11 protein-coding genes are annotated in these 13157 nt (G+C 75.2%); 5 read left to right on the top strand and 6 right to left on the bottom strand.

Going from position 1 to position 13157, the window contains the following annotated elements; genetic code table 11:
* A partial coding sequence (locus tag BMW62_RS21015; RefSeq protein ID WP_139206339.1) for a 13E12 repeat family protein occupies positions 1-977 on the bottom strand: 977 nt, incomplete at its 3' end.
* Between the two features lie 21 nt (positions 978-998).
* Complete coding sequence (locus tag BMW62_RS22865; protein WP_170852504.1) at positions 999-1163, bottom strand: hypothetical protein; 165 nt, start codon at positions 1161-1163, stop codon at positions 999-1001.
* Positions 1164-1434: 271 nt separating this feature from the next.
* Here BMW62_RS22865 and BMW62_RS21010 point away from each other — a divergent pair, with 271 nt between their 5' ends.
* Both BMW62_RS21010 and BMW62_RS21005 read left to right on the top strand, forming a co-directional pair.
* Positions 1435-1968 carry an NUDIX hydrolase family protein gene (locus tag BMW62_RS21010; protein WP_091935324.1) on the top strand — a complete coding sequence of 178 codons (534 nt, stop codon included), beginning with the start codon at positions 1435-1437 and terminating at the stop codon, positions 1966-1968.
* Positions 1969-2052: 84 nt separating this feature from the next.
* On the top strand, positions 2053-2535 hold the full coding sequence (locus tag BMW62_RS21005) for a hypothetical protein (protein ID WP_139206338.1): 483 nt from the start codon (positions 2053-2055) through the stop codon (positions 2533-2535).
* A gap of 7 nt (positions 2536-2542) precedes the next feature.
* Here the strand turns inward: BMW62_RS21005 and BMW62_RS21000 are convergent, their stop codons facing one another.
* The 3 genes from BMW62_RS21000 to BMW62_RS20990 all read right to left on the bottom strand — a co-directional run bounded on the left by BMW62_RS21000 (position 2543) and on the right by BMW62_RS20990 (position 5695).
* Positions 2543-2815, bottom strand: a complete 273-nt coding sequence (locus tag BMW62_RS21000; RefSeq protein WP_091935320.1) for a hypothetical protein — start codon at positions 2813-2815, stop codon at positions 2543-2545.
* Between the two features lie 65 nt (positions 2816-2880).
* On the bottom strand, positions 2881-3987 hold the full coding sequence (locus BMW62_RS20995; protein ID WP_091935318.1) for a hypothetical protein: 1107 nt from the start codon (positions 3985-3987) through the stop codon (positions 2881-2883).
* Positions 3988-4057: 70 nt separating this feature from the next.
* A complete protein-coding gene (locus BMW62_RS20990) occupies positions 4058-5695 on the bottom strand; it encodes a phytoene desaturase family protein (RefSeq protein ID WP_091935316.1) in 1638 nt (545 codons plus the stop codon).
* A 100-nt stretch (positions 5696-5795) separates the two neighbouring features.
* On the opposite strand from BMW62_RS20990, the gene BMW62_RS20985 reads away from it, so the two are divergent.
* Entirely contained in the window at positions 5796-9035 is a 3240-nt protein-coding gene (locus tag BMW62_RS20985) for a DEAD/DEAH box helicase (protein ID WP_091935332.1), read from the top strand.
* A gap of 427 nt (positions 9036-9462) precedes the next feature.
* On the opposite strand, the gene BMW62_RS20975 is transcribed toward BMW62_RS20985, so the two are convergent.
* Positions 9463-9684 carry a FitA-like ribbon-helix-helix domain-containing protein gene (locus BMW62_RS20975; protein ID WP_091935315.1) on the bottom strand — a complete coding sequence of 74 codons (222 nt, stop codon included), beginning with the start codon at positions 9682-9684 and terminating at the stop codon, positions 9463-9465.
* 109 nt (positions 9685-9793) lie between these two features.
* On the opposite strand from BMW62_RS20975, the gene BMW62_RS20970 reads away from it, so the two are divergent.
* Together BMW62_RS20970 and BMW62_RS20965 are read left to right on the top strand one after the other, a co-directional pair.
* On the top strand, positions 9794-10567 hold the full coding sequence (locus tag BMW62_RS20970) for an IclR family transcriptional regulator (protein WP_091935313.1): 774 nt from the start codon (positions 9794-9796) through the stop codon (positions 10565-10567).
* Between the two features lie 128 nt (positions 10568-10695).
* Entirely contained in the window at positions 10696-13155 is a 2460-nt protein-coding gene (locus BMW62_RS20965) for a GcvT family protein (RefSeq protein WP_244524200.1), read from the top strand.
* Positions 13156-13157: the final 2 nt, after the last annotated feature.

Below are 13157 nucleotides of genomic sequence, written 5' to 3'. Positions count from 1 at the left end.
GACCCGCCGGCCGGTGCCGCGGACAGGCCGAGCATGTCCAGGGAGTCGAGCAGTTCCCGGCACTGGGCGGCGGAGATCAGCTGCCCGTCCAGCTCCGCCGGCGCGGCGCCGGCGGGTGCGTCGGGCCGCAGCGAGGGCAGCGCGGCGTGGAGGGTCAGGTGCGCGGTCACCGGTGGGCGGCTGGTGTCCCACGGCCGCAGGATCAGGTCCAGCGCCGCCGCCGACCGCAGCACGCCGATGGGCCGGTCGTCGCCGTCGGCGCGCATCCACCGCGCGTACTGGTCGACCGCGTCGCGGGCTGCGTGCACCGCCGGCAGCGGGCCCTCGATGATCAGCCGGCCCAGGTCGTCGGCGGTGCGCTGGACGTGCACGTCGGCTCTGCGCTCGGCGTCCTTCCGGCGGCGTTCTTTGGCCTCGGCGTCCACCCGGTAGAGGTGGTAGCGGACCCGGTCACCCAGCCGGGACGGCGGGCAGTCCGCGGCACCGGGGAGCACCCGCGCCTGCACTCCGGCGGCGACGGCGTCGGGGGCGTCGCCGAGCAGGTCGAGCAGGATCCGTGCCTTGCGGATGCTCAGCCGCCCGGCGAACAGCTCCGCCCACGTGGGCGCGAGCTTGGTGGTGAGCAGGATCGACTCGGCGGCCAGGCGGCCGGCCTCGGCCTCCGAGCAGCCGCGGATCACCGCCAGTTCGGAGACGAAGTCGTCGGAGACGTCGGCCAGCGCGGCCGGCCGCGCCGCCCGGGAATCCGGCCCCGGGCCGCCGCGGGGGCCGTAGTCGGCATCCCGCTCCACCGAGCGCCGACGCGCCAGCTCGGCGATGGCGGCCGCCTGCCGGGCGTACTCCCGGGCCATGTGGGCATCGGCCGACCAGATGTCGCACACCAGCTCGAACTCGGCCGACGCCGGCGGCACCACCTCACCGGGCAGCAGCGGCATCGGTACGCCGTCGAGCGGCCCCGGCACCCCGTCGTCCTCCATGCCCGCGACCGTAGACACGACCTACGACAGTTCCCGCTGGTCAGCCGGGCGGAACGACCGCGAGTCCCGGACGACGGCGCCGGTGGTCAGCGAGACGGTGACGTCGCGGCCGGCACCGGTGGCCCGGTCGGGCAGCAGCGCCCGGACGCGGCGCTGGACGGCGTCGCCCGGCTGCCAGGCCAGCACCCGCGCCTCGTGCGGCTCCTCAGGCCGACGTAGACGAAAGTGCCGGAGTCGGCGCAGAGACCTGCGGCGCGGACGATCCCCGTCGCGGCGGTGATCTCCTCGGCGGTGAGCCGTGCGAGCGGGTGGGTGACGGTCCCCGTGACGGCGGCGGTCAGGGTGGTCTACCTGCTCCGGGGGGTGCGGAAGGAAAAGGGGCGGCGTGACCGGGAGCACGTCCTCGGTCCGGGCGCGCGGGTGTCGGGCGGCCGGGTGCGTCGGCTAGACAGGTGCCATGACCGAGCTGACGACGGCGACAGGCGCGGGCTGGCTGGCCCGCGAGGAGATGGACGCGGCGCGCGAGCGGCTGCCGATCCTGTACGTCGACGTGGTGCCGGTGCGGGTCGACGAGCAGGGCACGGTGACCTCGATCGGGCTGCTGCTGCGGGCCGGCGAGGACGGGCAGATCAAGCGGGCGCTGGTGTCGGGGCGGGTGCTGTACCACGAGCGGGTGCGTGCGGCGCTGCTACGGCATCTGGAGAAGGACCTCGGCCCGCTGGCGCTGCCGCGCGTCCCGCCCGCGCCGCAGCCGTTCACCGTCGCCGAGTACTTCCCGACGCCGGGGGTGACGCCGTTCCACGACCCGCGGCAGCACGCGGTGTCGCTGGCGTACGTGGTGCCGGTGGAGGGCGACTGCTCGCCGCAGCAGGACGCCCTGGAGCTCACCTGGTTCAGCCCGGACGAGGTGCGGGAGGCCACCGTCCTGGCGGAGCTCGCGAACGGGCAGAGCGCGCTGCTGCTGCAGGCGCTGGCGCACGTCGGCGTGTGAGCCGGGTCCTGGTCGGCGCGGCGTCCCGCTGTCCGGGGCACTAGGTCTCTGGGGCGCAAAGTGAAGCGCTCGTAGCGTTTCGGCATGCGCAGGTTGTTGCTCGCTGTGCTGCTGTGCGGCGCGCTGGTCGGGCTCGGCGTCGCCCCGGCCGCCGCGTCCACCCGGGTGCCGGCCGACGGCGCGTTCACGGTCGCCCTCACCGAGGCTCCCGACCTGCAGCCGCTGCCGGGGGACCGGTGCCTGGCGACCGTCCCGGTGACGCTCGCCTTCGAGGGCACGCTCGAGGGGACGGCGCCCGGCACGATCCGGATCGCCGTCGACGCGCCGTGCGACCAGGCGTTCGCCGTCCCGCCCGGCACGTTCGCCGACGTCTTCCTCTTCTCCGGCACCTTCACCGGCACCGTGGCGGGGGAACCGGCCGACGCGCGGCTGCTCTACACCGGGATCACGCGGGTCGGCGGCGAGGTGCGCGGCCTGATGCTGCTCTCCGGTGACGCGCGCGGGCTGCTCCGGGTGGAGGCGACGGCCGGCGCGGGCGGGACGTACTCGGGCTCCGTGCGGATCTGAGGTCCCGTCAGAACCAGCTGCGCCGTCGGGGTGGCGAGGCCTCGTCTCCCTGGCGGATGAGCTCAGCGAGGCTCCGCACGGTGGCGGTCGTGAGGGGGAGCTTGCTGCGGCGGACGGCGCCCCGCACGGCCCGCTCCACGACGGACGTGGCCCTGCCCGGATGGGTGCGGGCCAGCTTGAGGAGATCCCGGCGGAGCGCGGTCTCGCGCTGGATGAGGTCCGCCTGGACCCTCCGGGCGAGCAGCTCCTCGAACTCGCGGGACACCTGACGAGCGGCCATGCCCGACCGTACGGCGACGGGTTCGGGGGCGCAGCGCGCCGGTCACCGCCGCCTGGACCGCCTCGTCAGGCCTCGTCGTCCGCCAGGGCACGCAGGGCTGCCCGGAAGGCGTCGGCGCGCGCGTCGACCTCGGAGAGCGCGTCGGCGGTGAGCTGCGGGCGGAGGCCGCGCTCGGCGTGCCCGTAGCGGATCAGGTCGCTGAGCAGCTCCGGGATCCGCTCGACGTGCAGCACGGCGGGATCCAGGAACCCCTGTTCGAGGTCGAGCAGCGCCCGGACGTTCCTGCGGCTCCAGACGAGGGGATCGCCGATGCCGTTCCCGCTCCCCACCGCGAGGACCTCGTCGACGAGCGGGCGGAGTTCGCTCCGGGCCCACGGGGGGCCGGAGGGCGAGGCGAGGAACGCCTCGGCGATGCCGTCGAGCTCCTCCTCGGACAACTCCCGGAGCTCGGTGTCCTGGCCGCCCTCGGGGAGCAGCGACAGCATCCACTCCACCAGCGGGCGTGCCTCGGTCAGCTGCTCGGAGGCGAGCCGCAGCGGGCGGCGGTCGATGCCGGAGAGGGCGTGGGTCAGGCGGGCGCGGGCGTCGGCGGGGGAGATGTCGCGCACGCGGAGATCCGGGTCGTCGCCCTCGACCATCAGGCCGACGACCTCGTCGAGCGGTGCGCCGACGACGTACCCGTCGGTGGCGACGGCCCCGAACTCGTTGTTCACGGCGATGACGGCGGTGAGCGGCCCGCCTCCGGGCACGGTGACGCCCACGAGCAGCTCGTCGACGTCCCGGAACACCGTGCTCACCTCGACGGCCCGGTCGACCGGCTCGGACCGGTGCAGCTCGGCCAGCCACTGGGGCAGGACGTGACCGCGCTCGGCGATCTCGCGGCGCACCCGCCGGCGCAGGTCGGGATCCACGGTCAGGGTGGCGATCGCCAGCAGGGCGGCCGACGTCTCGACCCGGTCCGCGGCGGAGAAGCTGCGGACCAGGGTGCCGAACGCTGCTGCGGGGTCGTCGTCGGCCGCGGCCACGGAGAGCGCCAGGCTCACGATGCCCAGGAGGGGCCCCGGGGTGGGCGCCTCGATGCCCGCGCTCAGCGCATCGAGCAGGCCGACCTCCGGCGTCGTGCGCCGCCGCTGCTTCTGGCGGGACCGAGCCCGCTTCTTGTTCTTCGCCATCGCGGCGGACGCTACCGGCGCCCACCGACGGTCCGGCTCCGCCGGGTGCCGGCGTTCCCGGAACCGGGGCTCAGCCGCCCAGCGCCCGCCGCCCGGCCGCGAGCAGCCCGGGCTTCGCGTCCCGGATCACCTGCTGCGCGGCCAGCAGCCCGCTGGCCCCGCCCAGACCCGGGCCGGGGTGGGTGGAGGCGCCGATGTGCCACAGCCCGTCGACGGCGGTGCGGTGCCCGCGGGTCTGCGGGGTGGGCCGCCAGAGCAGGAACTGGTCGATGGTGCAGGCGCCGGAGTACGGGTCGCCGTCGACCAGGTTGCGGTTCCAGGACTGCAGGTCCGCCGGGGAGAGCACCCGCCGGGCGGTGAGCGCGGAGTCCAGGTTGGTCATGTGGCGGGAGAGCTCCTCGACCACCCGGTCGGCGTACCGCTCGCGCAGCTCCTCGGTCCAGGTGCCGTCGCCGACGTCGATGCTCCCGGCGGCATCGCCCGTCGGCCGGCCCGGGGTCTCCTGCAGCTGCAACCACAGCACGCCGGCGCCGTCGGGCACCCGGGTGGGGTCCAGCGCGGCGGGCTGCCCGGCGACGATCGTCGGGTGGACGGGCAGCAGGTGACGCTGCGCCTCGTTGACCGCACGGCTCACGCTGTCCAGCCCGTCGCTGACGTGCACGATCGCCGCCCGCGACAACCGGTCGTGGTCCTCCACCCACCGCGGCGGCTCGGACAGCGCCAGGTGGATCTGCATGTCGCCGCGGCCGTAGCGGTAGCCGCGGGCCGCCTCCCGCACCCGGTCGGGCACCGCCGCGACGCCGTCCAGCAGGTCCAGGTAGAGCGACTGCGGGGTGACGCTGGCCAGCACCGCCTCCCGGGCGGTCACCACCTCGCCGTCGGCCAGCCGCACGCCGGTGGCCCGCCCGTCGGTGGTCTGGACGGCGACGACGTCGGCGTCGGTGCGGGTGCTGCCGCCGGCATCGGTGACGATGCCGGCCAGCGCCTCGACGACCCGCACCCCGCCGCCCTCGGGCACCGGGCAGCCGCCCTGGGCCAGCGCCAGCGCGATGACCTTGTTGATGAACCCGCTGAACGCGTCGTCCGGCCCCAGCCCCTCGTGCCCGACCCACGGGGAGAGCAGGCCGTGCACGGCGGGGGAGTCGAACGTTCCGGACAGCCAGGTGCGGGCGGACTCCAGGCCCTCGGCGCCGAACTGCTGCAGCCCGCGCGGGCCGAGCTGGCGGACCGCCTGGCCGGCGAGCTTCAGCCCGTCCAGCGACAGCAGCTCGGTGCCCAGCGCGCCGAACGCGATGCCGGCCTTGCTGCCGAACTCCTCGAGGAAGGAGCGCCAGGCGTCGCCGTCGCCGGGGGCGAGCCGGTCGAACTCGGCGGCGGTGACATCGGCGTCGGTGGAGAGCACCGCCGTCGACCCGTCGCGCAGCGCGGCCGCGGCGGGCAGGTCGGTGTTGCGGTAGACGACGCCGCGGGCGGCGAGGTCGTCGGCGAGCGCCGGGTAGGCCGGGCCGCCGACGAACAGCGGGTGCCAGCAGGAGAAGAGGTCGGTGGTGTAGCCCGGCGCCGGGGTGTCGGTCTCGGTGCGGATCGCCCCGCCGAGGCGGGGTGCGCGTTCGTAGATGCCGACGTCCCGCCCGGCCTTGGCCAGGGTGGCGCCGGCGACGAGGGAGTTGATCCCGCTGCCGATGATCACGACGTCGTGTGCAGCCATGGGATCCCGACTGCCCCGAACCGTGGGGCAGCGAAACCGCCTCTGGCTCCGGTTGTGGACGACCGCCCGGGACGGTCGTCGGCGTCGATAGCCTCCAGTGGTGTTCGACGAGCTGCGCCCGGCGCTCTCCGATGCGGTCATCCGCCGGTCGGTCGGGGACGACGCGTGGCGCCGCGGCGTCGCCTACGCGCGGGAGGGCCGGGTCTCGGAGATCACCCGCTCGCGCACGACCGGCGAGCTCACGGCGATCGTGGTCGGCAACCAGCGCCGGATCTACCGGACCGTGGCGCAGCACGACGCCGCGGGCGCCCGGTGGTGGGGCGAGTGCAGCTGCCCCGTCGGGTACGGCTGCAAGCACGTCGCGGCGGTGCTCCTGACCGTCCGGCTCGCCGTCTCGGCTGCACCGCCGGTGGCCCGCACCCCCGACTGGGAACTCGTCCTCGGCGACCTGGTGCAGGCCGCGCCGTCCGGGGGCAGTACCCCGGTCGGCCTGCAGTTCGACGTCGAGCGGGCTGCCGGACCCGGCCCGGCGTCGGTGCGGCTGCGGCCGGTCGTGCCCGGCGCGAAGGGGCGCTGGGTCCGCACCGGGGTGTCATGGCGGAACCTCGAGCACGACTACTTCTCCGGGCGCGACCTCGCGCACGTGGCAGCGTTGCGCGGGTTGCACCAGGCGCACCAGGCCGCGGACCCACCCGGCTACTACTACGGCTCCGGGGAACCGCCGGTGCTGCTGGAGGACTTCGGTCCGGCGCTGTGGCCGGCGCTGCGGCAGGCGGTGGAGGACGGCGTGCCCCTGCTCACGAAGAGGGGTGGGCCGGTGCGGGTCGGCGCGCCGGGGGAGCTGGCCGTGGACGTCCGCGAGGAGGGCGGCGAGCTGCGGGTGGAGGCCATCGTGGAGCTGGGCGACGACGTGCGCGTCCCGGCCGAGTCGGTGCTGCTGCTGGGCAGCCCTCCGCACGGCGCCGCCCTGGCTCCCGACGCCGACGGCGTCCCGCCGGGTCTCGTCCCGCACGACGGGCTGGTGCTCGTGCCGCTGCAGCGGGTGCCCCGGAGCGCGCAGCGGCTGGCGGGCAGTGGGCCGGTGCGGGTGCCGGCGGCCGACCGCGACCGCTTCCTGACCGCCTTCTACCCGGCGCTGCGCCGCGCGCTGCCGGTGCGCTCGTCGGACGGGTCGGTGGAGCTGCCGGAGGTGGTGGCACCGCGGCTGGACCTCGCCGTCGAGCACCTGCCCGGCCAGCGAGCACGGCTCATCTGGTCGGTGCGCTACGGCGACGACGGCCCCCGGCTGCCGCTGGCGCGCGAGGCCGGTGCCGCGCCCGATCCGGGGCGCGACGTCGCCGCGGAGGAGGAGCTGCTGCGTGACCTGCCCGCTCCGCCGGAGCGGCTGCTGCGGCTCTGGCACGTCGGCCCGCGGCCACGGCCGATCGAGCGGGCCGAGCTCGCCGGGATGGACGTCGTCGTCCTCGTCACCGATCTCCTGCCCCGGCTGGCGGAGGCCGGCGTGCTCGTCGAGGAGACCGGTGAGCCGGTGGGCTACCGGCGGTCCGAGGCCGCGCCGGTGGTGGCGGTGTCGGCCACCGACAGGGAGGACGGCGACTGGTTCGACCTCGGCGTGACCGTGAGCGTGGACGGCGAGGAGATCCCGTTCGCCCCGCTGTTCGCGGCGCTGGCGGCGGGGGAGGAGCACCTGCTGCTGCCCAGCGGCACCTGGTTCGACGTCCGCCGGCCGGAGTTCGACCGGCTGCGCACGCTGATCGAGGAGGCGCGGGCGCTGCAGGACGCCGACCGGCCGGGGCTGCGGATCAGCCGCTACCAGGCGGGGCTCTGGGAGGAGCTGGTGGAGCTCGGCGTGGTCGGCGAGCAGAGCCGGCGGTGGGCGCGCGACGTGGGGGCGCTGCTCGACATCGACGGTGCAGGGCCGCCCGCGGCACCCGCCGGGCTGGCCGCGCGGCTGCGGCCGTACCAGCTGGAGGGCTACCAGTGGCTCTCGGTGCTGTGGGACGCCGGGCTCGGCGGGGTGCTCGCCGACGACATGGGCCTGGGCAAGACGCTGCAGACCCTCGCGCTGGTCTGCCGGGCGAAGGAGGCCGGGGAGCTGACCGCGCCCGTGCTGGTGGTGGCGCCGACGAGCGTGGTGGCGAACTGGGCGCGGGAGGCGGCTCGGTTCGCGCCGGGTCTCGTCGTCCGGACCATCGAGGCCACCGGCCGCAAGCGGGGCACCGCCCTGGCCGAGGCGGTCGACGGCGCGGACCTGGTGGTCACCTCGTACACGCTGCTGCGGCTGGGGGAAGAGGAGTACCGGGCGCTGCCGTGGAGCGGGCTGGTGCTGGACGAGGCGCAGTTCGTGAAGAACCACCAGGCGAAGACCTACGCGGCCGCCCGGCGACTGCCGGCGCGGTTCAAGCTGGCCATCACCGGCACGCCGGTGGAGAACAACCTGATGGACCTGTGGGCGATGCTCTCGATCGTCGCGCCGGGGCTGTTCCCCAGCCCGCAGCGGTTCACCGAGCACTACCGGACGCCGATCGAGCGGGGCGGCGATTCCGAGGTGCTCGCCGCGCTGCGCCGCCGCATCCGGCCGCTGATGCGCCGCCGCACCAAGGAGCAGGTCGCCGCCGAGCTGCCGCCCAAGCAGGAGCAGGTGCTGGAGGTGGTGCTGGACCCGAAGCACCGCAAGGTCTACGACACCCACCTGCAGCGGGAGCGGCGCAAGGTGCTCGGCCTGGTCGACGACCTGGACCGGAACCGCTTCACGATCTTCCGGTCGCTCACCCTGCTGCGGCAGCTCGCGCTGGATGCCTCGCTGGTGGACGACGGCTACGCCGGCATCCGGTCGAGCAAGGCGGACGCGTTCCTCGAGCACCTGCAGGAGGTGGTCGCCGAGCGGCACCGCGCGCTGGTGTTCAGCTCGTTCACCGGGTTCCTGGGCACGGTGCGCCGGCGGCTGGACGAGGCGGGGCTGCCCTACGCCTACCTCGACGGGAGCACCCGGGACCGCGAGCGGGTGATCGACGAGTTCCGCGACGGCCGCGCCCCGGTGTTCCTGATCAGCCTCAAGGCCGGTGGGTTCGGGCTCAACCTCACCGAGGCCGACTACGTCTTCGTGCTCGACCCGTGGTGGAACCCGGCGGCGGAGGCGCAGGCGATCGACCGCGCGCACCGGATCGGCCAGGACAAGACGGTGATGGTCTACCGGCTGGTCGCCGCCGACACGATCGAGCAGAAGGTGCTGGCGCTGCAGGAGCGCAAGCGCGACCTGTTCTCCCGGGTGCTGGACGACGACGGCGGGACGCTGTCCGGGGCGCTCACCGCCGAGGACATCCGCGGCCTGTTCGCCTGATCGACGTCGGGGTGGACGTCGTCCGTCCGGCCACCGCCGGAGCGGTGGGTCAGCGCGGGACGACGGTGACCGCGCAGCGCAGCCCCGGGACGCGGCTGAGCCGTGCATCCGCCGTGAGGAGCGCACAGTCGAGCGCTTCGGCGAGCGCGACGTAGGAAGCGTCGTACGCGGAGACGTTGTCCCGCAGTTGCCAGACCCGGTCGAGCAGCCCGGTGATCGGATGCCGTGCGACGCCCAGCCGCCGCCGTGTCGAGCGCCCGCCAGCCGTCGTCGGGGCTCACCGTCCGGTTGACCACCTGCCGGCGGAGCGCCTGCGCTATCTCGGGATCGATCAGGTGCGGGACGTGCAGCGACTCCGAGGCGACGACCGCCCGCGCCTGACCGTCGTTCAACAGTGCGGAGACGGCGGCCGAAGCGCCGAGGACGATCACCGCGCAGCGCGGTCGTCGTCGATGTCTGCGAGGACGTCGGCGGTGGGAACGCCGAGATCGGGGAGTGTGGCGAGCAGCCGGGGGTTGTCCGCCCGGCGGGAGACCTCCGTGAGCTCCCGCAGGGCGACCGCGCTCACCGACATGCCTTCCCGCGCCGCCAGCCGCTCGAGAGCTTCAGCGACCTCATCCGGGACGTTGCGCAGGTACAGGGTTCGCATGAACGAGATGCTAGCTGGCTGCTAGCAGAATGCGACGAGGACTTGTTCGCGGCATCTCCGCCCGGCAGCGGCCCTGCCCGCAGGTCGCGCCCTCGGCTAGCGTTGCGTCATGCGCAACGGTGCCGACGGCGACGGTCAACCTCCGCTCGTCCAGTCCGTCGACCGGGCGCTGGCGATGCTGTCCGTCCTGGCCGACCGCGGCAGCGCCGGTGCCACCGACCTCGGCGCCGAGCTCGGCGTGCACAAGTCCACCGCCTCCCGGCTGCTGGCCACCCTGGAGGCCCACGGGCTGGTCGAGCAGCTGGGGGAGCGGGGCACCTACCGGCTCGGGTTCGGGTTGGTGCGCCTGGCCGGGGCCAGCGCGGCGCAGCTGGACCTCAGCCGGCTGGGGCGCGAGGTGTGCGAGCGACTGGCCGCCGAGCTCGACGAGACGGTCAACCTCGCGGTGCTCGACGGCGACAGCGCGGTCAACATCAGCCAGGTGCACGGCAGCGCCTCGGTGGGAGTGCTGAACTGGGTCGGTCGGCGCACCCCGCTGCACGCCACCTCCAGCGGCAAGGTGCTGCTGGCGTACGGGCCGGCGGCTGCGCGGGCGGCCCTGTCCGCCACGTCGCTGGAGCGGTACACCCCCTCGACGATCACCGACGTCGCGCTCCTCGACGAGGTGCTGGCCGGGGTCGGCGAGCAGGGCTGGGCGGCCACCGAGGGGGAACTGGAGCTGGGCCTCAACGCGGTGGCAGCGCCGGTGTGCGCGCCGGACGGGCGGCTGGTCGCCGCGCTCAGCGTGTCCGCGCCGTCCTACCGGCTGCCCCGCGACCGGTTCGCCGACATCGCGGAGCGGCTGTGCGCCGTCGCCACGGAGACCGGCCGGCAGCTCGGCTGAGGCACCGGGGCGGCGCTCCGTGGCGCCGTTGTGAACACCGTGTCAGGACGCGCGCCGACACGCCGGTGCCCCTTGACGGGGTGCGGATCCGCTCCGGACCCTGTTGCGCATCCCGCCAGCAGTTGCGGATGCCGCAACGGACGAAGGGCGTGGCCATGGACATGGCTCCCCGCAGGACGTCGCCCCGCGTCGTGGTCATCGGCGCCGGAATCGTCGGGTGCTCGCTGGCCGACGAGCTCACCGCGCGCGGCTGGACCGACGTCACCGTGCTCGACCGGGGCCCGCTGTTCGCGGCCGGCGGATCCAGTTCCCACGCCCCGGGTCTGGTCTTCCAGACCAACCCGTCGAAGACGCTCGCGGAGTTCGCGAGCTACACCGTCGGCAAGCTGGGCGGCCTCGCGCTCGACGGCGCACCGGTCTTCCGGCCGGTCGGCGGCCTGGAGGTGGCGACGACGCCCGAGCGCTGGGCCGACCTGGCCCGCCGGCACGGGCTGGCCACCTCCTGGGGGATCGAGGCCCGGCTGGTCGACGCCGGCGAGTGCGCCCGCCTGCACCCGCTGCTCGACCCGGGTGCCGTGCTGGGTGGGCTGCACGTGCCGAGCGACGGGCTGGCGCACGCGGTGCCGGCCGGCGAGGCGCAGGCCCGGCGGGCGATCGAGCGGGGCGCGCGCTTCCTCGCCCGCCACCGGGTCACCGGCGTCGCCTCGGCCGCCGGGCGCGTCTCCGGCGTGGACACCGACCAGGGCTTCGTGCCGGCCGACGTCGTCGTCTGCGCCGCCGGCTTCTGGGGCCCGGACGTCGGCGCGCTCGCCGGGCTGACGGTGCCGCTGCAGCCGCTGGCGCACCAGTACGCCACCACCGCGCCGGTGCCGGCGCTGGCCGGCGCCGTGCGGGAGATCAGCGCGCCGATCCTGCGGCACCAGGACGCCGACCTGTACTACCGCGAGCACGGCGACCGGATCGGCATCGGCTCCTACGGCCACCAGCCGATGCCGGTGACCGCGGCCGAGACCGAGGCGCACGCGAACAGCTGCCTGCCCTTCACCCCCGACGACTTCGCCGACGCCTGGAAGCAGAGCCTCGCGTTGCTGCCCGGTCTCGCCGGGACCGAGGTCGCGGCCGGCATCAACGGCGTCTTCTCCTTCACACCCGACGGCATGCCGCTGCTCGGCGAGCACCGCGACCTGCCCGGCTTCTGGGTCGCCGAGGCGGTGTGGGTGACCCACTCGGCCGGGGTCGCCAAGGCGCTGGCCGAGTGGCTGGTCGAGGGGCAGCCGCGCACCGACGTCCACGAGTGCGACCTGCACCGGTTCACCGACGTCCAGCTCTCGCCGGAGTACGTGGCCGGGCGGGGGGCGCAGCAGTTCGTCGAGGTCTACGACGTCGTGCACCCGCTGGACCCGCCCGCGGTGCTCCGCCCGCTGCGCACGAGCCCGTTCTCCGGCCGGCAGCAGGAGCTCGGCGCCGTCCTCACCGAGGCGGGCGGCTGGGAGCGGCCGCTGTGGTTCGAGGCCAACGCGCCGCTGGCCGAGGGGCTGGACCTGCCGCCCCGCGACGCGTGGGCCTCGCGGTGGTGGTCGCCGACCGTGGCCGCCGAGGCGCTGGCCACCCGGGACCGCGTCGCGATGTACGACATCACCCCGCTGACCCGGATCGAGGTGACCGGTCCGGGAGCGGCGGACTTCCTGCAGCGGCTGACCACCAACGACGTCGCCAAGCCGGTCGGCCGGGTCACCTACACGCTGCTGCTCGACGCCGCCGGCGGGATCCGCAGCGACCTGACCGTCGCCCGGCTGGGGGAGCAGCGGTTCCAGGTGGGGGCCAACGGCCCGCTCGACCTCGACTGGTTCTGGCAGCACGTGCCGGACGACGGGTCGGTGCAGCTGCGCGACACCACCGCGGGTACCTGCGGCATCGGGCTGTGGGGCCCGCGGGCGCGCGACGTCCTGCAGCCGCTGACGAGCAGCGACGTCTCGCACGGGGCGTTCGGCTGGTTCCGGGCGCGGGAGATGTTCGTCGGCGGCGTGCCGGTGACCGCGCTGCGGGTCTCCTACGTCGGCGAGCTCGGCTGGGAGCTGTACACCGACGCGGCGACCGGGCTGCGGCTGTGGGACGTGCTGTGGGAGTCCGGGCAGCGGCACGGGCTGGTCGCCGCCGGCCGCCGGGCCTTCGACAGCCTGCGGCTGGAGAAGGGCTACCGCGCCTGGGGCACCGACATGACGGCCGAGCACGACCCGGTCGAGGCGGGGCTGTCGTTCGCCGTCCGTCAGGACAAGGGGGACTTCGTCGGCAAGGAGGCGCTCGAGCGCCGCTCGCACGACCGGCGGCTGGCCTGCCTCCTCCTCGACGACCCGGCGACGACGGTGCTGGGCCGCGAGCCGGTGCGGGTCGGCGGGGTGCCGGTCGGCCACGTCACCAGCGCGGGCTTCGGCGCCACGATCGGCCGGTCGATCGCCTACGCCTGGCTGCCGGCCCGGCACGCGGGACCCGGCACCGCGGTGACGATCGACTGGTTCGGGGAGCGGGTCGCGGCGACGGTGACCGCCGAGCCGCTGGTCGACCCCGCCGGCGCGCGGATGCGGTGCTGACG

The organism is Blastococcus sp. DSM 46786 (assembly GCF_900109665.1).
GTDB classification, from domain to species: Bacteria; Actinomycetota; Actinomycetes; order Mycobacteriales; family Geodermatophilaceae; genus Blastococcus; species Blastococcus carthaginiensis.
This window is presented reverse-complemented; position numbering and strand designations above follow the sequence as displayed.